Source organism: Pseudomonas sp. F007, from assembly GCF_057814275.1.
In genome coordinates, this window is sequence record NZ_JBVATA010000016.1 from 1 (window position 1) to 23541 (window position 23541).

Annotated in this window: 19 protein-coding genes; 10 read left to right on the forward strand and 9 right to left on the reverse strand. The window is 63.1% G+C overall.

The window, feature by feature from the left end:
- The 5 genes from ACZYR5_RS29315 to ACZYR5_RS29335 form a co-directional block, all read right to left on the reverse strand.
- Window positions 1-915 (reverse strand): SH3 domain-containing protein (locus tag ACZYR5_RS29315; RefSeq protein ID WP_489092874.1); only part of this gene is annotated, 915 nt, incomplete at its 3' end.
- A gap of 29 nt (window positions 916-944) precedes the next feature.
- Window positions 945-3311, reverse strand: a complete 2367-nt coding sequence (locus tag ACZYR5_RS29320; protein WP_489092875.1) for a type VI secretion system Vgr family protein — start codon at window positions 3309-3311, stop codon at window positions 945-947.
- A 324-nt stretch (window positions 3312-3635) separates the two neighbouring features.
- Window positions 3636-4748, reverse strand: a complete 1113-nt coding sequence (locus ACZYR5_RS29325; protein WP_489092876.1) for an FAD-binding oxidoreductase — start codon at window positions 4746-4748, stop codon at window positions 3636-3638.
- Between the two features lies 1 nt (window position 4749).
- Window positions 4750-5805, reverse strand: coding sequence for an aromatic ring-hydroxylating dioxygenase subunit alpha (locus tag ACZYR5_RS29330; protein ID WP_489092877.1), 1056 nt, complete (start codon window positions 5803-5805; stop codon window positions 4750-4752).
- Between the two features lie 35 nt (window positions 5806-5840).
- Window positions 5841-6611 carry an ABC transporter substrate-binding protein gene (locus ACZYR5_RS29335; RefSeq protein ID WP_489092878.1) on the reverse strand — a complete coding sequence of 257 codons (771 nt, stop codon included), beginning with the start codon at window positions 6609-6611 and terminating at the stop codon, window positions 5841-5843.
- 164 nt (window positions 6612-6775) lie between these two features.
- Between ACZYR5_RS29335 and ACZYR5_RS29340 the strand changes: the two genes are divergently transcribed.
- Window positions 6776-7714 carry a LysR substrate-binding domain-containing protein gene (locus tag ACZYR5_RS29340; protein WP_489092879.1) on the forward strand — a complete coding sequence of 313 codons (939 nt, stop codon included), beginning with the start codon at window positions 6776-6778 and terminating at the stop codon, window positions 7712-7714.
- Here the strand turns inward: ACZYR5_RS29340 and ACZYR5_RS29345 are convergent.
- Window positions 7683-8327, reverse strand: coding sequence for a TetR/AcrR family transcriptional regulator (locus ACZYR5_RS29345; protein ID WP_489092880.1), 645 nt, complete (start codon window positions 8325-8327; stop codon window positions 7683-7685). The genes ACZYR5_RS29340 and ACZYR5_RS29345 overlap by 32 nt on opposite strands.
- Before the next feature lie 157 nt (window positions 8328-8484).
- Here ACZYR5_RS29345 and ACZYR5_RS29350 point away from each other — a divergent pair, with 157 nt between their 5' ends.
- Window positions 8485-10005: a phytoene desaturase family protein gene (locus ACZYR5_RS29350; RefSeq protein ID WP_489092881.1), complete on the forward strand. Its 1521-nt coding sequence runs from the start codon at window positions 8485-8487 to the stop codon at window positions 10003-10005.
- Window positions 9998-11161 carry an FAD-binding oxidoreductase gene (locus tag ACZYR5_RS29355; RefSeq protein ID WP_489092882.1) on the forward strand — a complete coding sequence of 388 codons (1164 nt, stop codon included), beginning with the start codon at window positions 9998-10000 and terminating at the stop codon, window positions 11159-11161. Before ACZYR5_RS29350 ends, ACZYR5_RS29355 begins: the two co-directional genes overlap by 8 nt.
- Before the next feature lie 1195 nt (window positions 11162-12356).
- Here ACZYR5_RS29355 and ACZYR5_RS29360 read toward each other — a convergent pair.
- From ACZYR5_RS29360 to pdxR, 3 genes are all read right to left on the reverse strand, one after another.
- Entirely contained in the window at window positions 12357-13619 is a 1263-nt protein-coding gene (locus tag ACZYR5_RS29360; protein ID WP_489092883.1) for an MFS transporter, read from the reverse strand.
- 44 nt (window positions 13620-13663) lie between these two features.
- Window positions 13664-14734 (reverse strand): sugar phosphate isomerase/epimerase family protein, encoded by a 1071-nt coding sequence (locus ACZYR5_RS29365; protein WP_489092884.1) that lies wholly within the window; start codon window positions 14732-14734, stop codon window positions 13664-13666.
- 112 nt (window positions 14735-14846) lie between these two features.
- Entirely contained in the window at window positions 14847-16355 is a 1509-nt protein-coding gene (pdxR, locus tag ACZYR5_RS29370; RefSeq protein WP_489092885.1) for a MocR-like pyridoxine biosynthesis transcription factor PdxR, read from the reverse strand.
- Window positions 16356-16570: 215 nt separating this feature from the next.
- Between pdxR and ACZYR5_RS29375 the strand changes: the two genes are divergently transcribed.
- The 7 genes from ACZYR5_RS29375 (at window position 16571) to ACZYR5_RS29405 (ending at window position 22947) form a co-directional block, all read left to right on the forward strand.
- Window positions 16571-17551 (forward strand): quinone oxidoreductase family protein, encoded by a 981-nt coding sequence (locus ACZYR5_RS29375; RefSeq protein WP_489092886.1) that lies wholly within the window; start codon window positions 16571-16573, stop codon window positions 17549-17551.
- Window positions 17552-17564: 13 nt separating this feature from the next.
- Window positions 17565-18413 carry a TauD/TfdA dioxygenase family protein gene (locus ACZYR5_RS29380; RefSeq protein WP_489092887.1) on the forward strand — a complete coding sequence of 283 codons (849 nt, stop codon included), beginning with the start codon at window positions 17565-17567 and terminating at the stop codon, window positions 18411-18413.
- Window positions 18414-18500: 87 nt separating this feature from the next.
- Window positions 18501-19553 (forward strand): beta-keto acid cleavage family enzyme, encoded by a 1053-nt coding sequence (locus ACZYR5_RS29385; RefSeq protein ID WP_489092888.1) that lies wholly within the window; start codon window positions 18501-18503, stop codon window positions 19551-19553.
- Between the two features lie 91 nt (window positions 19554-19644).
- Window positions 19645-20964 carry an MFS transporter gene (locus tag ACZYR5_RS29390; RefSeq protein WP_489092889.1) on the forward strand — a complete coding sequence of 440 codons (1320 nt, stop codon included), beginning with the start codon at window positions 19645-19647 and terminating at the stop codon, window positions 20962-20964.
- Complete coding sequence (locus ACZYR5_RS29395; protein WP_489092890.1) at window positions 20961-21617, forward strand: DsbA family oxidoreductase; 657 nt, start codon at window positions 20961-20963, stop codon at window positions 21615-21617. Before ACZYR5_RS29390 ends, ACZYR5_RS29395 begins: the two co-directional genes overlap by 4 nt.
- Window positions 21614-21940 (forward strand): Rieske (2Fe-2S) protein, encoded by a 327-nt coding sequence (locus ACZYR5_RS29400; RefSeq protein ID WP_489092891.1) that lies wholly within the window; start codon window positions 21614-21616, stop codon window positions 21938-21940. Before ACZYR5_RS29395 ends, ACZYR5_RS29400 begins: the two co-directional genes overlap by 4 nt.
- A complete protein-coding gene (locus tag ACZYR5_RS29405; RefSeq protein ID WP_027620380.1) occupies window positions 21937-22947 on the forward strand; it encodes a YeiH family protein in 1011 nt (336 codons plus the stop codon). The genes ACZYR5_RS29400 and ACZYR5_RS29405 overlap by 4 nt, the downstream gene beginning before the upstream one ends.
- Window positions 22948-23541: the final 594 nt, after the last annotated feature.

A 23541-nucleotide genomic window follows, 5' to 3' on the forward strand; every position in this document is an offset into this window, starting at 1 on the left:
GGGCAATTCCAGCAGCACCTCGCTGGAAATATCCGGCTCGGCGCGCACATTGACCCGCTCTCGCGAGGAGACAATGCGGTGCTCGCCGTCAGCCTCCGGGCGCAGCAGGCTGGCGGCGATGTAGCCCAGCAATGCGCCGTCGGCGTCGAGCAGCGCGCCCGGGCCGAGGCGATTTTCCAGCTTGCGGTAATAGCCTTTTCCGCTGACCACCACCTCGGTGCCGCGCGGCAACAGGTCGATGACCTTGCCTTGATAGTCGGCGTTGCGCACGTTCAGGCCGGTCTCTTCGGGGTGGCCGGGGCGGCCATCGTTGGCCGTCTGCTTGACGCGCTGGATCGGACTTTGCGGCCAGAACGGTGGCCGCGTTTGTGCGCGATTGTCCTGATACACCGCCCAATCCTGCAGGTGCAAATACAGGCTGTAGAAGGTCAGGCTCGGCGGTACGTCCGGGCTGCCGGTGATGTGCGGCGCCTGCAGGTGGTGGCGCACCAGCACGAAATTGCGCGAGAAAGGCACGTCAACGGTGATGCCCTCGAGGAAATAGCGGGTAGTGGGCGAGCGGCTGTCGACGCGGTAGGCCACCACCTCACCGTCCGCCAGACAATGCACGCTGGACTGATCCAGGGTGCCGGCGGTGCCACCGTCGAAATGCACGCCGCCATGGAACATGCCGTTGCGCCCGAGCGGGTAGTAACCGGCGGCGGCCTTGGCCATGTGGGTCAGTTGCTGCAGCGGGTCACGGCTGTCCTTGAACGGGTGACTCCAGTTTTTCAGCGGGGTCAGCTTGGGCGTGTCGGGCAGCTTGGGGTTGAGGCCGTTGTCGCGGATGGGCAGGATTCGCGGTTTTGGCCGTTGGGTGGGCGCCCTCTTGGGCACATCGGGGAGGCCGAAAAAGAAAGAAAGCCAACTGGCCATGTTGAGTGTCGCTCCTTGTTGTCAAACAATCAGGCGGAATGAAACTTGCGCTTTTGGGTTTGGTTTTGGTGTTCTGCGAGCGGGGACAGCACCGGCATGTCCTGTGCTTGTTGCGCCGGGCCGGTAAAGAACTGCCTCGCCGACTTGACCCGATAATCCCCCACCGTCCCCGACTCAATGCCGCACTCATCCAGCGTGATGTAGCTGCCGCCGGCATTCAGGGTGATTTTCTTCTTCGCGGTGATGCGGATTTCGTCTTCGCTGCTGCTGATCTCAAGGCCGTGGCGGGCGATCAGTTGCAGGCGGTCGTTTTGTGCCTGGATCTGCACCGGGCCCTGGTTGGCGATCAGCTTGATCCCGAGCTTGCGCACGAACAGGCTCAGGCCTTCGCCGACGCCGATGAACAGGCGCTTGACCACGCTCAGATCAGCCTGGCCGCCGGCGTTGAGCATGAGGTTGTGCTGGGCCGCCAGTTGCAGGTGTTGGCCGCTGGTGAGGGCGATGCCCTTGGGCGCGCTGAGCAGCAGGACTTGCGATTGCAGCTGTGTCAGGTCCTCGCGCAGCAGCTTCAACTGCGCTGCGACGTCCGCCGGATCGGCGCTGGCGGCCTGGGCGTCGACCGAGAGTTTTTGCAGCTGTTCGCCGGCCTGTTGCAGGCGTGCCACGGCGCTGTCCATTTCCAGCACTTGCCCCTGTGCTTTGGGCTGCGCATCGGCACTGATGAAGATCCCTTTACCGGCACGAATACTCCCCCAGTCATCAGTCCTGACTTCGAATCCCTCCCCTCGCTTCTGCTTCTTGGCATCCACCAGATGCCCCAGATTCAGCTGGCTCTTGCCGCCATATTCCGTACTGAGCTTGACGTGCTCCTGCCCGCGGTTGTCTTCCATGCGCAGCTTGTTGTTGGCCGGCGTGCGCAAGACATTGCGGGTGTGGTCGCGGCGTCTGTCGGTAACGAGATCGGGGCGTTCGCTGTCGTGCAGGGCGTGGGCGATGTAGGGGCGATCGGGGTCGCCCTCTTCGAAGGCGATCGCCACTTCGGTGCCGTCGATCAGCGGCAGGTGCAGGCCGTAGGTGTCGCCGGCGTAGGGTCGGGCCAGGCGCAGCCAGCGGCTTTCGCGGCCCTGGGGCCAGGTGTCGCGGTCGAAGAGGAATTTGACCCGGTAGTAGCCGTGACGGTCCATTTCCGCGTAGGTGTCGCGGGCGACGTTGCTGCTGATGCGCGCGGGAATGGTGCCGGCGATCTTCGGTTTGGTCGGAATCGGGGGGCGGAAACAGATGAAGGCGTCGTAGGGCATCGCGTCGAAGTGGGCGATAAACGCGCTGTTGCGGGCGGCGTGGGTGCGCAGATGGGTGATCACTGCGCGGCGCTCGAAGGCTAGTGGGGCAAGTTTCGACGTCTCCAGCACTTGGCCTGGGGCCAGGCTCAGGCAGTTGCTGGTGCCGCTGAGGCGGGTGCGCTGGTTGAGGTAGCGCTCGTGGCGCAGGCGCGCGAAGTGGTAACCGCTTTCCCGGGCCAGGCTTTCGAACTGGTAGAGGGTATTGCCCAGTTCGCGGTAGGGCTCGGCGTAGTTGAAGGCCTCGCCGTAGGTGGTCTTGTCGTTGCGCACCTGGTTCACATCGCCATCGAGGTAGGCGCGCGCATCGAGCGGGTTGTAGCTGCGGAACGTGATGTGTTTTTCCACCACCTGGTGGCGGGCCTGCAGGTGCCAGAGGCGGTCCTTGTCGTTGCTCTGGCCCGTCAGGGGGTGGTACGGCAGCTTGATGCCGAACTCATAACCCTTCTGCTCATCGTGGAATTCCACCACGTCGCGGCGCACCGTCGGATGGCTGGCGATGCGGTACCAGATGCCGACTTCGGCCAGCAGACGATGGATGAAATCCAGGTCGCTTTCGTTGTACTGCATCACCTGCTCGCGGCGCGGGTACTCGTGCACCAGACGGAATGGACAGTCGAAATACTCCATGTCGTGGCGGCTGAGGAGGATGCTCTTGACGATCTCCGGCACCGACTGGTCCTGGTAGATCCGGTATTGCTTGCCGCGTCCGGCCAGGGCCAGGCGCGGCTCGAGGGTCACCGAATAGCGGGTCAGTTTGGCGGACTCGGAGAGGCGCTGGAAGCCGGTAATGATCCCGAACAGGGTGCGCGCGGGCTTGTGTTCGATGACCCGCAAGCCTGAATAACTGTCTTCCGGCGGCCCGTAGAGGCTGAACCAGGCGTGCTTGTTGAGCACCTCTTCGACGCTGATGTCCCGCGTATCGCTGGTGAATTCGAGGGTGTAGAGAAAGGGCCGGCTGAGGCCTTCTTCGCCGTCGAAGGTGAGGAGGTCGATCTTGGCCTGGAGCCGGTGGATTTCGAGGGTGTGGTTGTGAAAAACGCGGTATTTATCGGACAAAACTCAGACCTCCCTGGACCTTTTCAGTGTCGTGGGAGGACTATTCCTACCCTCGATGAAGCGCAGGAAGGCTTTCATGAAGGGGATAACCGTGGGTATCAGACGATTCCGTGTGGTGTGTAGGATGGGTCTTTAACGGATTGTCACAGGGTCACGACATCGGCTGCAATTCTGCGCCGATGTCCACACCGACAGAAAGTCTTCGCTGGCAAGCCAGCTCCTACAATGAGGCGAACGTTTACGCAGGATTGGAAAGCCGCCCGGAACGCCGCCCGGGCAGTCCCGATATCAGATTTTTTTAAGCGTCAAAGGCGAACTCGGTATTCACCCCCCAAAATCCAACGTCACCGCACTGGTCGGCCGCGAACAGCACAACAAAACCCTCCCATCCTGCGGCACATCCAGCGGCTCTTCAAAGTACTCCACCGAGCCTTGGCGCAGCGGCACCTGGCAGGTGTTGCACAGGCCCGCCCGGCAGTTGAACGCCGGGGTCAGGCCGGCCTGTTCGGCGAGTTCCAGCAGGGAATGGCAACCCGGATCCCAGGCCACTCGCTTGCCGGAGGGCAGGAATTCGACGCTCAGTCCGCCCTCGGCCACAACGGCTGCCTCCAGCGCCGGCGCCGCAGGTGCACAAACTTCATCCTCATCAAGAACGGTCGCCGGACCAAAGAACTCGTAGTGGATGCGCCCGGCGGCGATGCCCAGGCTGCGCAGCAGGCGCCAGTTGGCCTGCATGAACGGGCGTGGGCCGCACAGGTAGACGTCATAGTCGTCCAGTGGCAGCAGCTGTTGCAGGGTTTCGCGGCTGATCAGGCCCTGGCTGTGGCAGGCCGGGTGGGTCAAATCCTCGGGAGTCGGGTTGCGGTAGCAGAAGTGCGTGCTGATCCCCGGACGACGGTCGGCGAGGGCCAGTACCTCGTCGCGAAACCCATGCACCGCGCCATTTTCGCAAGCGTGGACGAAATACACCGGGCGCGAAGAATCGGCGCTCAGTCGGTGCAGCATGCTGAGCATCGGCGTCAGGCCGACGCCGCCACTGAACAGCAGCACCGGGCGCGGGCTGTCTTCATCGAGGACGAAGCTGCCGGTGGGGCCGGCGATCTCCAGGCTGTCGCCGACCTGCACCTGATCGTGGAGATAGTGGGAGCCCAGGCCCGCTGGCAGCTCCGGGCGATCGAACGGCGCGAGTTCGCGCTTCACCGAAATGCGCAACCGCGCCGGGTTCGCCGGGTCGCCGGAAAGGCTGTAGTTGCGCAGAGCGGTCACGCCGTCGCCCAGGTCCAGACGCACCACGAGGAACTGCCCAGGACGAAAGCGCAGCGGGGAAACACCGTCGGCCGCCTCCAGCACGAACGAGGTAATCACCGCACTTTCAGCTTTTTTCTCGATCACCCGATAACATTTGAACCCGCCTGGGGTTTGCAATTCAGTGCCCATCTCAGGCCTCCAGCTGACGCGAGAGGGGGATCAGGTTCGCCGGCTGTTCCAGGGCGATCAACTTGTCCAGGTTGCGACGAAAGCGCAGCGGCCCGGAGTCGGAGGCCAGGTCGATGTTCGGCGTGCGCTTGTTGGCCATGCCCTGGTGCACGGCGGTCAGCACCACCCGGTCTTCGGCAAAGGCGTGGCGCACGTCCTCGTCGAACTGGCGCGACACGTCCTCGTTTTCGGTATCGAAATTGCGCACCTGGAACCAGTAGTAGCGGGTGTTGTTTTCATCCACCGGGGTCATGAAGTTGTAGGAGTTCATCAGGAACACCTGCTCGTGCAGTTCGCCGTCGTCGCGACCGGTGCCGGCGGGGGTGAACAGGGCCTTGATGATTGCCTGGGACGGGTAGTGCACTTCGTAGTGCTGCTTGCGATCGCAGTGGCCGCTGAACTGCACGAACTTGGCATAGAAGGGTGCCACTTCGACGTCACGCATCCAGCGCGAAACGATCACCCCCTGCTCGGTGACCGTGGTTTGCAGCGGTTCCTCGGCACAGGCCGCGTTGCCGAAAGACGACTGATGGACCCAGGCGACGTGGGCTGGGTCCAGCAGGTTGTCGGTCATGTACAGGTAGTTGCACGGGATCAGCATGCTGTCGCCGCGATTCAGGCCCCAGGCCGGATCACCCCATTCCGGCACGTGGCAGATCTTCCCGGGATCGGCCAGCGCCGGGTCACCCATCCAGATCCAGATGAACCCGTAGCGCACCTCCAGCGGATAACTGCGCACCTTGGCGCCCTGGGGAATGCGCTGGCTGCCGGGGGCGCGCACGCAACGGCCGGAGCAGTCGAAGGTCAGGCCGTGGTAGCCGCATTCGAGGTCATCACCTTTACGCCGGCCCATCGACAGCGGCAGCTTGCGGTGTGGGCAGGCGTCTTCGAGGGCGACGGGCGTGCCGTCGCCCTTGCGGTACAGGACCACGGCTTCACCGAGCAGGGTGACGGGGTGCAGTTGTTCAGCCAGTTCGGTTTCACTGGCGGCGACGTACCAGGCGTTTCGCAAGAACATGGGGATGGCTCCTTATAGGGTTGCGGGCGGCGGTTTCAGTGGTAGATGTCGAAACTGAAGTACTGCTTCTGCAGCCGGTCGTAGGTGCCGTTCTTGTGCATTTCGGCGAGCGCGCCGTTGATCGCGTCCGCCAGTTTCTGGTCGTCCTTGCGCAGGCCGATGGCGATGCCCAGGCCGAGGATCTGTTCGTCGCGCACCGCGTCGCCGGCAAAGGCGAAACCGGTGTTGCCCGGGGTCTGCAGGAAGCCGATATCGGCCACCACGGCGTCAGTCAATGTGGCGTCGATTCGCCCGCTGGTAAGGTCCGGGTAGACCAGGTCCTGGTTGTTGTAGGAGACCATGGTCACGCCGTGCGGCGCCCACTTGGCCTTGACGTAGGCTTCCTGGGTACTGCCCTGGGCGACGCCGACGCGCTTGCCCTGCAGCGATTCGACGGTGGGCAGCAGGCCGCTGCCGTCCTTGGCGATCAGGCGGCTGGGGGAGTTGTACAGGCGGTCGGAGAAATCGATGGTCTGCTTGCGCTTTTCGTTGACGGTCATCGCTGAAAGAATCGCATCGAACTTGTTCGCCTTGAGCGCTGGAATGATGCTGTCGAAGGCGCTTTCGACCCACACGCATTTGGCCTTGAGCTGCGCGCAGATGGCATTGCCCAGGTCGATATCGAACCCCACCAGTTGCCCGCTGGGTTCGCGTGATTCGAACGGGGCGAAGGTCGGATCGACGCCAAAGCGGATGGTGGTCAGGTCGTTGGCCAGGGCGCTGGTCGCAGCGAGCGTGAGAACCGTGGCGAGCATGAGTTTTTTCATCGTTCTGGCCTTTTTTGAGTTTTTCGAGTGGGCGCCGGGCTAATGCAAGGTCGTGGTACAGGTCCAGAATACGAGAACCTGACATTTCGAAAAGATGACTAAAACTGTTGCTTCGTTTAGCTCAGCTAAACTAATAATCGGCCCTCGCCCCCCGGGAGATGCCGATGAACAACTTGCCTTCGCTGCGCGCCATCCAGGTGTTTGAAGCCGTCGGACGCTATGGCGGAATTGTCGAAGCGGCGCGCCGGCTGGGGATTTCGGCGGGTGCGGTAAGCCAGCAGATGAAGTTGCTGGAAGACAGCCTGGGATTGAGCCTGACCTTCCGCGTCGGCAAGCGAATCAGCCTGACCGCAGCGGGGCAGCGCTATCACGACAGTTGCGTGGCGGCGTTCGAAACCCTGCGCATCGCCCAGGTCGAAGTCGAGCGCGCCAGGAGTACCCACAACCTGCGCATCAGCGCCTTGCCGTCGCTGCTTTCCGACTGGCTGGCGCCGCTGATCTACCGCTGGCAGAGCGAGCATCCGGGGCTCAATCTGTTCCTCGACGGCAGCCATGCCGAGCCGTCGCCGGAGGGTTATGAAATCGATTTTCGGGTGACCTACGGCGATCACCGCGCGACCGAACACGCGGTGGAACTGTTCCGCGATTGCGTGGTGGCGGTCTGCAGCCCGCGGCTGTTGCGCGAGGATTTACCGCTGCGCACGCCGGAGGATCTGCTGGGCTATCCGCTGTTGTCGATCGACTGGCTGCCGAAATTCGCCTCGCCGCCGTCCTGGCGCGACTGGTTCAGTTCGCAGCAGATCGACGTTGCGGCAATGGGCGAGGCGTATCGGGTGTATTCGCTGTCATCGATGGCGATCCAGGCGGCGATCCTCGGCCAGGGCGTGGTGCTGGCGCAGCACTCGATGATCGCCGAAGCGCTGGCCGACGGGCGCTTGATCATGCCGTTCGGCCACGCGCTGCAGATGCCTTCGTCCTATTACCTGGTGGGGGCCAAGGACGCGTTCGACAAGGCCCACTGTCGCGATTTCCAGCGCTGGTTGGTGGCCCGAGGGCGGGATCAGATGGCGGTCAATCAGCGCTTGTTGGCTGCGGTGCACTAGGGCCGATCACGAATAAATGCTCGAAGCCCTGCAAGGTGCTGTCGACGAAGCGCTCGTCGGTAGTGCCCGCCGGAAACTGCAGCACCCCATGGATCACCAGCGAGGCCAGCCCGTGGGTGTAGGACCAGGCGGCCAACGCGGCGCGGCGCACCTCACTGGAATCCGGATCCTGGCCCAGCACCTCGACCATGATCTGCTTGAGTTGGCCAAAGGCCGCGTCGCGGGCCTCGGTGTAGTCGAGCGGCATTTCACTACTCGCCAGTTCCGGGCCGAACATCAGTTGATAAAGCGCCGGATTGCGTCGGGCGAAGCTGAAGTAGGCGAGGCTGGCGTCGCGCAGTTTCAGCCGGCCGTCGAGCTGTTCAGGCTCGCTGCGCATCACCTTGGCCAGTTCGCGAAAACCCTGGGCCGCCAGCTGTCCCACCAGTTCTGCACGGTTGGCGTAGTGGTGGTAGGCCGCCGTGGCACTGACGCCGACCCGTTCCGAGACCGCACGCAGCGACAGTTTGGTCGGCCCGACTTCTTCGAGCATCTGCCGCGCCGCGTCGAGCAATTGCGGCGCGAGGTTGCCGACGTGGTAGGTGTCGCGGGCGCGTTGCGGTGTCTTGCTCATGGGGCAGGGCCTTGGAAACGGGGGAGTGCAGGGGGGCTGGATATTATCACTGGAAAATATCTTGACGCTGCTAAGATGTGATCTTAGCATCGCTCACATTCGCCTCGGAGGCGTTTTTTTTAACCTGATCTTATCGATGTAAAGTTGGAGGTGATCGATGAAGCACTACGATGCCGTGGTGATCGGTGCCGGCAATGCCGGGCTGACCGCTGCGACCGCGCTGCAACGGGGTGGCAGTCGCACCTTGCTGATCGAGCGGCACAACATTCCCGGCGGCTGCGCCACCTCGTTCGTGCGTGGCAACTTCGAATTCGAGGTGGCCTTGCATCAGCTCAGCGGCCTGGGCACCGAGGACAAACCGTTCGTGATGCGCAAGCTGTTCGACAAGCTCGGGGTGCTGGACAAGGTCGAGTTCATCCAGGAACACGCGCTGTATCGGCTGGTGGTCCCGGGCGAACTGGATGTGACCCTGCCGGCCAGTTGGTCGGGGATCCGGCGCCTGCTGCAGGAGCTGTATCCGGCAGAAAGCGCAGCCATAGAACGCTTCATGACGCTGTGTGAAAAGGTCACCCTGGAAAGCTTCATGACCTTGCCCCAGGCCACCCGGGCCAACAGCGAGGCGTTGCTCAAATCGTTGTGCCCGACTTACCTGCAGTACGGCCTGCGCTCGGCGCGGGAGGTGCTGGATGAGTTTTTCAACGACGCCAAGCTGAAAAACATTCTGGCGACCTACTGGCTGTACCTCGGCGTACCGCCGGAGCGCCTGCCGTTCTCCGACCTGGCGACCATGCTCTACGCCTACGCGGTGTTCAAGCCCTGGCACATCAAGGGCGGTTCCCAGGCCATGTCCAACGCCCTGGTGGAGTCGTTTCTCGAGGCCGGTGGCGAGGTGCGTTTCAACTGTGCCGTGGAGCAGATTCACACCGACGCCGGGCGGGTGTGTGGCGTGAGCCTGGAGGGCGGTGAGCGCGTCAGCTGCGCCGCGGTGGTGTCCAATGCCAGTCCGCTGATCACCTTCAACGAACTGCTGGATCTTGAGCGGCCGCCGCTGCAGATCCAGGAAGATTTCAAGTCCCGGCGCATGGGCACCTCGGCCTTCGTGATCTACCTTGGGCTGGATTGCACGCCGCAGGAGCTGGGGGTGACCACCGCTTCGAGCTTCATCTACGAGACCCTCGACGAGGCGCAGATCCACGCGCGCATGGGCAGCCTCGAGCCGCCGCTGGGCGGCATGCTGACCTGCTACAACCTCGAGGACCCGAGTGCCGCGCCCGAGGGCAAGAGCCAGGTGGTGCTGGTCTGCCTGCAGTACGGCGACGTGTGGAAATCGGTGGCACCCGAGGACTACGCGCGGACCAAGTATGAGTTCGCGCAAAAGCTCATCGCCGTGATCGAGAAGGTCTACCCCAAGGTGCGAGAGCACATCGAGGAGGTCGAGGTGGCGACGCCCCTGACCATGATGCGCTACCTCAATACCCCGGGCGGGGCGATCTACGGGTTCCAGCAAACGACCCAGGACTCGGCGTTGCTGCGCGAACGCCTGGACGCGGTGCCGGGGCTGTACATGGCCGGCGCCTGGACGTCCATGGGCGGTTTCCAGCCGACCTACATGGCCGGCGAATCCACGGCCAGGGCCGTGCTCAAGCAACTGAAAAGCAATGAGGTGGCGCATGTCTGAACAGAGTCCGATGCACCTGATCGCCGGATACACCGAGGCGCTTGCCACAAAGTTGGCGCTGGAGCACAGCGGTTCGGATTTCTACGAAGTGCGTGGCGAGGTCGCCAGCACCGTGGTCCAGTTGCACCCCAAGCGCCTGGCGCTGGAAGTGCTGCAGATCATCGACGACACGCCGAGCACCAGGACCCTGCGTCTGCAGGCGGTGGATCGCCAGCCGCTGCCGCCGTTCCAGGCCGGGCAGTACATCAACCTGTTCGTCGAGATCGACGGCGTGCACACGGCGCGGCCGTATGCGATTTCTTCCTCGCCGACGCAGCGCCAGTACTACGACCTGACGGTCAAGCGCGCCGTGGACGGCTTCGTGTCCGGTTATCTGCTGGACCGTGTGCAAGTCGGCCAGTCGCTGCGCAGTTCGGGGCCGATGGGCACCTTCCACCATAACCCGCTGTTTCACGGCGACGATCTGGTATTTCTCGCCGGCGGCTCGGGTGCGGCGCCGGCGCGCAGCATGCTGTTGAATATCCTCGAGCGTGGCTTGGAGCAGCGCCTGCACCTGATCTATGTGAACAGCTACGTCGATGATGTGATCTACGCCGAGGAGTTACGCGCCCTGGCCGAGGCGCACCCGCAGTTTCGCCTGACCGAGGTGATTTCCCGGCCGCCCGCCGGTTATCGCGGGCACAGTGGGCGTTTGACTCGTGAACGGTTGCAGGCGCAGTTGGGCGAGATCGGCAATCGGATGTTTTATGTATGTGGGCCGACACCGTTCAATGACAGCTGTTTGGAACTGCTCAGCGAGTTGGGAGTGGCGCGGCGACGGATTCGGGTTGAGGCCAACGGTGCGCCGAAGTCGCCGGATCGGCAGGTTGATTGGCCCGAAGGCGTTGATCTGGAGGCTGAGGTGCAGGTGACGGTGCAGGGGCGTGGCAGCTTTCGCACCAAGGTGGGTGAGCCGTTGCTCAATGCCTTGGAGCGTAATGGTTATTTCGTCGAGAATGCCTGTCGGTCGGGGGAGTGCAGTTTGTGTCGGGTGAAATTGTTGTCTGGGTCGGTGTTTAATCCGCAGGAAGCGCATTTGCGCCAGTCGGACCGGGATTTTGGCTGGATTTATTCCTGTGTGGCGTTTGCGACTGGGGATGTGGAGGTGATGGTGTAGGGGGGTGTCTGGGGTGCTCCATCGTGAGCAGGTTCACTCCTTTCAGGGATCGAGGTGAACTCAACTCCAGCGGCCACTTCGGTCTAACTGTGGGAGCTGGCCTGCCAGCGATGGCTATTTGTCGGTGTACATGTCCATTCCTGCGGTAACGGCCACTTAGGGTTGCGCCCTTACGGCGCCTCACTTTTCAAACGCCGGTGTGCCGGCCCAGCAAAAAAATAAGCAAAAAAGGCTTGCCCCAGCGTCCGGCCCCCTCGCCTAGGCTCGGCGTACCTTCGCTCCGGCATCCATCCGTGGGTCATCGCCTCCGGTTGGCTTCGCTGGAACCTCCTCTCGATGACTGCGGCTGCGCCGCAGCGCGCTACGCGCTCCCCTCGGATGCATGCCTCCACTCAGCCTCCCGAAGGGGCCGGTGAATCAAGATCAAGAGCGGCAGGCGAGCTAACGCTCGGCCTGTTGAGTGGTAGCGGCGGGTGAGGCGGCCTGCCGGCCGGCCTGTTCTTCTGGTTGGCACCGATCCCCTGTAGGAGCGAGCCTGCTCGCGAAAAAAACCCGAGGCCGCCGCGTACATTCAGGACAGCTGCGTCACCGTTGACGCCCATCGCGAGCAGGCTCGCTCCAACAATGTCTGTGGTGACCGCAAAATCTGCATCCACCGCAGATCCACTGTGTGCTGGCTTGCCAGCGAAAAATCTGTGGCCACCGCGTACATCCAGGACCGCCGCGTCATCGTTAACGACCATCGCCAGCAGGCTGTCTCCCACAGGGGATTGCGGGCGGCCTTCCTGATTAGGCCGGCCGGTAGGCCGCCTCGGCTGCTTTTGATTTTGATCCACCGGCCCCGTTACAGAAGGCTGAGTGGAGGCATGCACCCGAGGGGAGCGCGTAGCGCGCGGATGGATGCTGGAGCGAAGGTACGCCGAGCCTAAGCGAGGGGGCCGGATGTTGGGGCAAGCGTTTTTTGCTTACTTTTTTTGGCGTTTGAAAAAAAGTGAGGCGCCGTAAGGGCGCAACCATAAGCGGCCGTTACCGCAGGAATGGATATGTACACCGATAAATTGCCATCGCTAGCAGCGGAACGCCGCCCGGGCAGCTCCCACAGTTAAAGCGAGCGTTACCGCAGGAACGGATATGTACACCGTTAATCAGCCATCGCAAGCGGGCTCCCACAGATAGACTGCGGGAGCCCGCAAAATCAAGCAGCACTCACCACTGCACCACCCCCCACCGACCTATTCTGCACCGACCGATACAACAGGCTCGACACCATAAAGCCAATCAACGCCAGCACACTCATCAGGCTGAACACATAGTTGTAGCCCTGCTCACCGGGAAAGTGATCGAGGATCGAGCCGTAGATCACGTAGGCAAACATCCCCGGCGCATAGCCGATCAGGCAGCCGATGCCGAAGGCGGAGCCGGTGATGTGGGGCGGGATGCCGACTTCGCCCATGGGCGCCCAGAACACTCCGCGCATGGAGAACACGATCAGCGCGAAGGACAGGGTGGCGGCCATGCCGGCGTAGATGAAACCCGGGCTTTTCGGGATCAGCAGGATGACGCCCATCAACGGCAGCAGGGCGAGGAAGGCCCATTTCAGGTAGCGGCTGGTGCTTTTGAATTTTTTGTCGGCAATGAAACCACCGGCCGGGCCGCCGAGGATTTTCAGGAAGTACTGGTTGATGATGCCGTAGGCGCCGACCAGGGCCACCGGCAGGCCGTACATTTCCTTGAGGTAGGGAATGAAGTAGGTCAGGCCGCAGTAGACGATATAGACCATGAACACGTTGAGGCTGACCAGCCAGATGCCTGGCACCTTGATCGCTTCCAGCAGGTTGCCCAGGCCTTTTTTCGGCTTGGCGCTGACCTGGGTGTCGCCGCTTTTGAGCAGCAGCCAGATCAACGTGCCGGCGAGGATATCGATCACCGAGTAGAACAGGATCGCCGATTTCAGCCCGGCTTCACCGGAGCCGAGGGCGACGAAGATACCCAGGGCGGAGAAGGCCACCAGGGTATCGATCACCCCGCGACCGCCTTCGAGCAAGCCGAACAGACGACCCTGTTCCTGCTCGTCACCGAGGTTGCGGATGGCCTTGAGCAGCGATGGCCAGAACAGGCAGTCGGCGCACACCGCCAGCAGGCTGAAGACGATCAGCAGGCTGCTGAAGGGTGGGAAAGTCGCCAGGTACAAGCCCAGGCCACCGGTGCCGATCAGCCCGAGGGGGATCATCTTGCGGGTGTCGTAGCGGTCGGCGAGCATCCCGCCGAGGACGAACAGGGCGGTGGCGATGATCGCGTTGGCGCTCAGCAGCAGGCCGATTTCGGTGTGGCTCAGGCCCATGAATTGCTGCATGGGGATGTAGAAGGCGTCCTTGAGGTTCGCCAGTTTGTAGATGGTCCCGCCGCCGAGGACGAGGATCAGGAAGCGCAGCCATTTGGCCTTGTCTTGAGTTGTCATTGTTATTCTCCAGGCGTGATTGGATGAAGCGAGTCGCGGCCGGTTCAGGCGTGGTCGCTGTGGGCCAGGGTGAGTTCGGCCAGGGTGCGCAGTTCGGCCAGCAGGCCACGCACGTAGGCCACCTGGTTGTTGGCCCAGCGGTGTTCGTCGGCCAGCATCCGCTCCAGGGAAAAGCCGTGGGGCAGGGCGGTTTCGCTCATTTCCCGGTAGGCAATGAACGGGTCGCAGGCTTCGTCGACCTGACGGAATGCCGGCGCCACGTAGTGATTTTCCTGCTCGAGAATGAAGGCAATCACCTGCGGGCTGGACTCGCCGAGCAGCAGCAGTTCGAACAGCATCCGCGCATTGGGCAGGTCGTCGTCGCTGCTGCCCTGGAGCACGCCGTAATGGCCGAAACCGTTGTGTTCGGGCACCACGCGCACGCCCTTGAGGTGCACCTGGCGGATGTGCGGCGCGAGGTTGCGCAGCGCCGGCAACGGCTGTTCGCAGGCGTTGATCATGTTGCCGAAGTCGAACAGCGCATGCAGGCGTGGGTGGTTGAGGCGGCTCAACAGCTGGGCGATTTCGTCACTCTTGAGTTCTTCGTGCTGCTCGAAATCGAAGAACAGGTCGTGCTCGTCGGCTTGCTGCGCGAGGTAGTGCAGGTCGGTCTCGATCCGGTCCATGACCTGCGACAGCGTGCCTTCATACCGCGAGTAGACGCGGATATTGCGCGTGCCCAGGGCCCGGGCGATGGCCACCACCTGATCGACATCGGCCTTGCGTGTGCTGCTGATTTCCAGGTGCACCGCCAGGTCCAGCGCGCGGGCCTTGTCGGCGAAGGCCTGGAGCTGATCGGCGTTCATCTGGCCGAGGCTGTTTTCCTCGCCGTCCAGCAGGTGCAGGCTCAGCCCTTGCAGTTCGTGGCGATAGGCGAAGTCCAGCAGGTCGGCGGGGGTGACGCGGCCGTGGGTCAGGTTGGTCAGCAGCGGGTAGGCGTGGGCGAACAGGCGCAGTTGGTCGAGGCGCTCGAGCAACTGGCGGGCCAGTGCCGGGGTCAGGGTCGGGACTGTTTCGTTCGCGCCAGCCTTGTGGCTGAGCAAGGTGTTGAAGCGCTCTTGGATCTTATTGTTCATTCGAGTCGTTCCTGGTTCAGACACCGGGTCTACCGGCGCAGCCTTTATCGCGCCAGTCAGGAACTCTCGATAGATCCATTATCGGTTAAATCATAAGACCACTTGCCGGCCCTCAGTCGGCCCGGGGCAGGTAACCCAATTCCCGCAGGGCGCGAGCCAGGGCCTCGACGCGGGTCTGCGCGAGTTTTTCCGGGGTGCCGGCGAAGCCGATCAGCAACGCCGGCGGCAGACGATGGGCGAGGCAGTAGTCGCTCAGGGCGTAGGTATGGATGTTGTGCCGGGCCAGGTCGCGGGCGAGCTGGTCGTCCTCCACGCCCACCGGCAGCCAGGCGATCAGGTGCATGCCGGCATCCACCGGAGTGAGGGTGAAAAACTCGCCGAGTTGCCGTTGCAGTTGTTCCACCAGCGCATTCTGGCGCGCCTGGTACAGGCTGCGCATGCGGCGGATATGGCCGAGGAAATGACCCTCGCTCATGAAGTCGGCGGTGGTCGCCTGGAGCAGGGTTGGCGGGCTGCGATCCATCACCGCGCGCAGGGTGCAGAAGGGGTCGACCAGGGCCTGGGGCAATATCACATAGCCCAGGCGCAGGGCCGGGAACAGCACCTTGCTGAAGGTACCGACGTAGATCACCCGGGTCATGCGGTCCATGGCACAGAGCGCCGGGAGCAGCCGGCCGTGGTAGCGGAACTCGCTGTCGCAGTCGTCCTCGATGATCCAGCTCTGCTGCTGCGTCGCCCAGTCGATCAACGCCTGGCGCCGCCCGTAGCTCATGGTCACGCCCAGCGGGTGCTGGCGCGACGGCGTGGTGAACACCAGGCGCGCGTCCGGGCATTCGGCCAGGCCCTGGGCAATGTCGATGCCTTGTTCGTCGATGGGCAACGGCACCACCTGGGCGCCCTGGGCCTGCAGGGCAATCCGTGCGGCGATATGCCCCGGGTCTTCCATCCAGGCGCGGTCCTGGGGGTTGAGCAGCAGCATCGCCAGCAAGTTGAACGCCTGCTGGGCGCCGGAGACGATCACCACCTGTTCAACCTTGCAGTCGATACCGCGGGCGTCGAACACGTACTCGGCGATGGCCGTGCGCAACGCCAGCAGGCCCTGCAGTTCGCCGTAGCCGAGCATCGATTTGGTCGGCTTGAGCAGGTGACGGTTCATCAGCCGGCGCCACACCGCCAGCGGGAAGCTGTCGTAGGTGCTGTGGCTGGGCAGGAAGGAGGTCGGGGTCGCCGGGTCCCAATCGGTATAGGACACCCCGCGAAAATGATCGCTGCGCAGCGACAGCATCGACTGGCTGAGGTCTGACAGGCGCGGCGGCGGTTCTTCAGCCTCGGCATCTCGCGCCCCACGGTCCTCCCATTCGTCGCCGACATAGGTCCCGGCGCCGGTGCGCGAGGCGAGGAAACCCTCGGCGATCAACTGGTCGAAGGCGTTGAGAATGGTGATCCGCGACAGCGCCAGTTCCTTGCTCAGGGTCCGTGTCGACGGCAGGCGCACGCCACCCTGCAGCTTGCCACCGAGAATTTGTTTGCGAATCTGCAGGTACAGCTGGCGGTACAGCGGCACCGCGTTGTCGCGGTCCAGTTCGATGGCCGATAACAGCAGGCCTGCGGGGGATTTCATGAGGGGCTCGCCGGGTGCATGGAGGACTGGCCTGCGGGGTTATTTGCGCAGGTTAGCGACCGCCGGCGGATAAGTCATCTCTTGCCGGGCAGGGTGTGTCATCAAATGAAAAGCCGTTGTCGCCTGATGAGAAGCGAGCCAACGGGTGGCGACCTACAGTCCAATCAGCGCAAATCGATACCGAATGCCAACCCTGTATTGGAGAATAATAAAACATGGCCAAAGCCATTCGCTTCTACGAAACCGGCGGTCCCGAAGTCCTTCGCTATGAAGATGTCGACGTCGGTGAACCCGGTCCCGGGCAGGTACGTCTGCGCCATGTGGCGGTCGGCCTGAACTACGCCGACACCTATTTCCGCAATGGTACCTACCCGATCCCGATGCCCAACGGCATGGGCGTCGAGGCGTCCGGCGTGGTCCAGGCGGTCGGCGAAGGCGTGACCAACGTGCAGGTGGGCGACCGCGTCACCTACACCGGTTTTCTCAATACCCTGGGTGCCTACAGCACCGAGCGCCTGATCCCGGCCGCGCCGCTGATCAAGCTGCCGGAAACCATCAGCTTCGAAACTGCTGCGGCGATGACCATGCGCGGCCTGACCTCTTCGTACCTGATGCGCCGCATCTATGACTTCAAGGCCGGCGACACCATCCTGCTGCACGCCGCTGCCGGTGGCGTTGGCCTGATCGTTTCGCAATGGGCCAAGCTGCTCGGGCTGAACGTGATCGGCACCGTGTCCACCGAGCAGAAGGCCGAAATCGCCCGTGCTCACGGTTGCGACCACACCATCAACTACAGCCACGAAGACGTCGCCACCCGCGTACGTGAACTGACCGACGGCGTCGGCGTCAACGTGGTGTTTGACAGCGTCGGCAAGAACACCTTCATGGGCTCCCTGGATTCGTTGAAACCCCGTGGCCTGATGGTCTGCGTGGGCACGGCTTCCGGCCCTATCCCGGCGTTCGACCCGGTGCTGCTGGCGATGAAAGGTTCGCTGTTCCTGACCCGTCCGGCCCTGGCCAACTACATCAGCGACCCGGCGGAAAAAGCCGAGTTGGCCGGCGAGTTGTTCGACCACGTCGGCAGCGGCCGCATCAAGATCGAGATCAACCAGCACTACGCCCTGCAGGACGCGGTGCAGGCCCATCGCGACCTTGAATCACGCAAGACCACCGGCTCGTCGATTTTCGTCATTTAAGGAGCGGCCAGCCATGAAAGTCGAACAATTGACCTGCAGCATTGGCGCCGAGCTGATCGGCGTCAATCTCGCCGACGCGGTGCATGACGACGGTCTGTTTGCCGAGATCCGCCAGCAGTTGCTCCAGCATCGCGTGGTGTTCCTGCGCGACCAGGACATCACTCGCGCCGAACACGTGGCCTTCGCCCGGCGTTTCGGCGAGCTGGAAGACCACCCGGTGGCCGGCAGCGACCCGGAGCATCCGGGCCTGGTACGGATCTACAAGAACCCCGACCAGCCGATGGACCGCTATGAAAACGCCTGGCACACCGACGCCACCTGGCGCGAGGCACCGCCCATGGGCTGCGTGCTGCGCTGCGTGGAATGCCCGCCGGTGGGCGGCGACACCATGTGGACCAACATGGTCCAGGCCTACGCCAACCTGCCGGACGACGTGAAGCTGAAGATCGCCGACCTGCGTGCCCGCCACAGCATCGAGGCGAGTTTCGGCGCGGCCATGCCGATCGAAAAACGCCTGGCGCTCAAGGCCATGTACCCGGACGCCGAGCACCCGGTGGTGCGCACCCATCCGGAAACCGGCGAGAAAGTGTTGTTCGTCAACGCCTTCACCACCCATTTCAGCAACTACCACACCCCTGGCCGGGTGCGTTTCGGCCAGGACGCCAACCCCGGTGCCGGCGAGTTGCTTCGTTACCTGATCAGCCAGGCGTACATCCCCGAGTACCAGGTGCGTTGGCGCTGGAAGCCCAACAGCATCGCGATCTGGGACAACCGCAGCACCCAGCATTACGCGGTCATGGACTACCCGCCGTGCCACCGCAAGATGGAGCGCGCCGGGATCATCGGCGACAAGACCTACTGATCCACCGCTCGTGCATTCGCTCTCGTAAACACGTCTGCCCGGCGCACGCCCGGGTGGACGGGACAATCATAAGAACTGGAGTAAACCATGCAATTCTTCGACGATTCCCTGCACCCGGAAAACATGGAAAAAGTGGTCATCACCGTGGCCCCGTATGGCCCGGAGTGGATGCCGGAAGATTTCCCCGAAGACATCCCGCTGACCATGGACGAACAGGTGCAGAAGGCCGTCGAATGCTACGACGCCGGCGCCACCGTGCTCCACCTGCACGTGCGTGAACTGGACGGCAAGGGCTCCAAGCGCCTGTCGAAATTCAACGAGCTGATCGCCGGTGTGCGTGAAGCCGTGCCGGAAATGATCATCCAGGTCGGTGGCTCGATTTCCTTTGCCCCGGAAAGCGACGGCGAAGCGGCCAAGTGGCTGTCCGACGACACCCGGCACATGCTCGCCGAACTGACGCCGAAACCGGACCAGGTGACGGTGGCGATCAACACCACCCAGATGAACATCATGGAGCTGCTGTATCCGGAGTACCTCAAGGGCACTTCCCTGGATAACCCGCTGATCCACGCCGCCTACAGCGAAATGACCGTACCGGCCGGCCCGGCCTGGGTTGCCGAGCACCTCAAGCGCCTGACCGAAAACGGCATCCAGCCGCACTTCCAGCTGACCGGCATGCACGCCCTGGAAACCCTCGAGCGCCTGGTGCGTCGTGGCGTCTACATGGGCCCGCTGAACCTGACCTGGATCGGCATCGGCGGCGGCTTCGACGGCCCGAACCCGTTCAACTTCATGAACTTCATCCACCGCGTGCCGGACGCCTGCACCCTGACCGCCGAGTCGCTGCTGAAGAACGTGCTGCCGTTCAACACCATGTCCATGGCCATGGGGCTGCACGCTCGGGTAGGCAACGAAGACACTATCATTGATCACAAGGGTGATCGTTTCGGTTCGGTCGATCAGATCAAGCAAACCGTGCGCATTGCTCACGAGCTGGGCCGCGAAGTGGCCAACGGCAAGGAAGCCCGCGAGATCTATCGCATCGGTGTGCAATACAACAGCATCGAGGAAACCCTGCTGGCCAACGGTATGGCCCCCAACCGCAAGGCTGGGCAAAAAGGTGTGCCGCAACGCGGCTGACCGACACCGCCGGCGAGCGTCCGTGAACGCTCGCCGGCGGTGCTGCTACTTGCTTGATAAAAACAATAAAACAAAGCTTTGAGGAGGCTAAATGGCCTTTCACCCAATTGCCGACGGCGATGACGACCAAGGTTGTGTCGGCGTTGCACGCAGCTACGCCTGGATCGTCTTTGCCTTGACGTTCGGCTTGCTGATTTCCGACTACATGTCGCGCCAGGTGCTCAACGCGGTGTTCCCGCTGCTGAAAAGCGAGTGGGCCCTGAGCGACGGTCAGCTCGGCCTGCTCAGCGGCATCGTTGCGCTGATGGTCGGCCTGCTGACCTTCCCGCTGTCACTGATGGCCGACCGTTATGGCCGGGTCAAGAGCCTGGCAATCATGGCCATGCTCTGGAGCGTCGCGACCCTGGGTTGCGCCCTGGCCCAGGACTACCAGCAGATGTTCATCGCCCGCTTCATGGTCGGCGTCGGTGAAGCGGCCTATGGCAGCGTCGGGATCGCCGTGGTGATCTCGGTGTTCCCCAAGCACATGCGCGCAACCCTGGCCAGTGCCTTCATGGCCGGCGGGATGTTCGGCTCGGTGCTGGGCATGGCGTTGGGTGGAGCGATTGCCGCCAAGCTCGGCTGGCGCTGGTCGTTCGCCGGCATGGCGTTGTTTGGCCTGGTGCTGGCGCTGCTGTACCCGTTGATCGTCAAGGAAGCGCGGATTGCCCCGCAACGCGTGGCGAAGGCGGCGGCGAAGGTCAAGCAGCCGTTGCGCACCCTGTGGTCGAGCCGTTCGGTGGTCGCCACCTACGTCGCCAGCGGTTTGCAATTGTTCGTCGGCGGCACGGTGATGGTGTGGATTCCCAGCTACCTCAACCGCTACTACGACATGCCCACCGACAAGGCCGGCGGCATGGCGGCGATCATTGTCCTGTGCAGCGGCGCCGGGATGATCCTGTGCGGCATGCTCAGCGATCGCCTGTGCCGACATTCGCCTGAGCGCAAGGTCAGCCTGGCCATCGCCTTCTGCCTGGGCAGTTGCCTGCTGTTGTCGGCGGCGTTTGCCCTACAAGCCGGACCGCTGCAACTGCTGCTGATCTGCCTGGGCATGTTGATTGCCACCGGCACCACCGGCCCGTGCGGGGCGATGGTTGCCAACCTGACGCATTACTCGGTGCACGGCACCGCGTTCGCCACCCTGACCCTGGCCAACAACCTGCTGGGGCTGGCGCCGGGCCCGTTCATCACCGGTCGGGTGTCCGACCTGATCGGCCTGCATGCCGCGTTTCAACTGGTGCCACTGGTCAGCCTCGCGGCGGCGGCGGTGTTCTTTTACGCCAAGTGTCACTACCACAAAGATATTGCCCGTCTTCAGGGTCAGCACGTCGCTGATGCCGTTGCCGAAACCGGGTTAGAGGTGAAGTTGTGAGTCGTCGTTTACGGATTGATGTGTTTTTCGATGTGATCTGCCCCTGGTGCCTGATCGGCAAACGCCAGCTGGAACATGCCCTGGTGCAGTTCCGCAGCCGCCAGCCGGATGTGCAGATCGACACCCAGTGGCATGGCGTGCAATTGCTGCCGCAACTGCCGGTGCAAGGTGTGCCGTTCGCTGAGTTCTATCGCCAGCGCCTGGGCAGTGTCGAGGCCGTGGCAATGCGTCAGGAGCAGGTTAAACAAGCCGCCGCCGCCGTCGGCTTGAACATCGACTTCAGCCGCATCGCGACCATGCCCAACACTGCCGATGCTCATCGGCTGTTCGAGCATGTCAGCGCCCTGGGCAATGCGGTGCAGCGCGATGTGCTGCTGGAGCGCCTGTTCGCTGCCTACTTCCACAAGGGTGAGGACCTCGGCGACCGCGAGACGCTGCTGCAGATCGCCCGTTCCTGCGGCATCGACCCGCAAGTGGTGGCCGACAGCCTGTTGGCTGACGGCAGCGCCTATGTCGGCGCGCCCGGTGGCGGCAGTGGTGTGCCGAGCTTCCAGTTCAACCAGGGCATGACGGTGGTGGGTGCGCAACCGGCTTCGGCCCTGCTGAGTGCGATGAACCAGGCACTCAAGGACAGCGAGCGGCAGCCGGCATGAGCCGGCGTATCGCAGTACCGGCTGGTAAATACCCGCCGGTGGGGGGACGTGCGCTGTTCGAATTCGACGACAAGAGCCTGGCGTTGTTCAACGTCGACGGGCAGTTGTTTGTCATCGACGACAGCTGCCCGCACCAGGGCGCTTCGCTGTGTGGCGGGCGCCTTGAAGGCCGGGTGATCCAGTGCTGCGCCCATGGCCTGCGCTTCGATTTGCACAGCGGTTACCTGCTCAATTCCAAAGCCGTAAAAGTCACCAGCTACCCGGTCGAGATCATCGACGACCAGGCGTTTATCGTTATCGCAACCGAGGAGTCCGCGCCATGAGCGCCATTGCTCTCACCCGTATCCACAGTCGCACGCGCGAACTGGCGCCGGGGTTTATCGTCAGCCTGATCGTCGCGGCGGCGGCCTCGTTTTTGTCGGAGCACTACGGTGCGCCGGTCATGTTGTTTGCCTTGCTGCTGGGCATGGCCCTGAATTTTCTCGCCGATGACGGCCCGTGCAAGGCCGGTGTCGAGTTCACCGCGCGCACCGTGTTGCGCATCGGCGTGGCCCTGCTCGGCATGCGTATCACCCTGGAGCAGATGGCGGCGCTGGGCTGGAAACCGATCGCCCTGGTGGTGATCCTGGTGGTGGTGACCATCGGTGTCTCGGTGATCGCCGCCAAGGCCCTGGGCTTCCAGCGCCTGTTCGGCATGCTCACCGGCGGCGCTACCGCCATCTGCGGCGCCTCGGCGGCCCTGGCGCTGGCGGCGGCCTTGCCCAATCATCCGCAGAAGGAGCGGGCGACCCTGTTCACGGTGATCGGCGTGTCGGCGCTGTCGACCATGGCGATGATCGTCTACCCGATGATCGCCAACTGGCTGCACCTGTCGCCGCAGGTCGCCGGGGTGTTCCTTGGCGCGACCATTCACGACGTGGCCCAAGTAGTGGGCGCTGGCTACAGCATGTCGACCGAGACCGGCGACACGGCCACGGTGGTCAAGCTGATGCGGGTGGCCATGCTGGTGCCGGTGATCGTCACCGCCGCGATGATCACCCGCATGCAGGGCGCCGACCCGACGGGCAAACGTCCGCCGCTGCTGCCGTGGTTCGCCGTGGGCTTTTTGATCCTCGCCTGCATCAACAGCACCGGCTGGGTCGCGCCGGCGGTGCAGGGCTCGATCAACGAACTGTCGCGCTGGTGCCTGGTGATTTCCATCAGCGCCCTGGGCATGAAGACCCGCCTCAAGGAACTGGCGTCGGTGGGTATCAAGCCGATCCTGCTGATGGTGGGGGAGACGGTGTTCCTGGTGGTGCTGGTGCTGCTGTTGCTGCGCTGGGGGTTCTGAAGGTTTTGCCTTTGTATGGCAGGGCTGCACGGTGTTGACTCCTCACGCCGTGCGGTGACGACTGGTGTTACAAGCACCGGTTTTTTATGCGGCGACCGTACCAGCGGTTGCCGTTTTTTTTTGGTTTGGGGTGGGCTCGGGGGATTGGTTGGATGGCAGGGATGGTCAATGTGTGCGCTGGCTTGTCGGGCCGCCACATCGCAGCGATGGCTGATTCAAGGTGTGCCTATCCATTCCTGCACAAACGCTCGCTCTACTGTAGGAGCTGGCTTGCCAGCGAAGGCGACCTTACGGTGTACATATCCATTCCTGTGGTAATGCTCTCCACTGTGGGAGCGGTCTCCCGCTTGCGGCTGCTCGCGAAGGCATTTTCCCGGTGTACATATCCATTCCTGCGGTAACGGCCACCTATGGTTTCGCCCTTACGGCGACTCACTTTTTTTCAAACGCCGGTGTGCCGGCCCAGCAAAAAATAAGCAAAAAACGCTTGCCCCACCGTCCGGCCCCCTCGCCTAGGCTCGGCGTACCTTCGCTCCGGCATCCATCCGTGGGTCATCGCCTCCGGTTGGCTTCGCTGCACCTCCTCTCGATGAC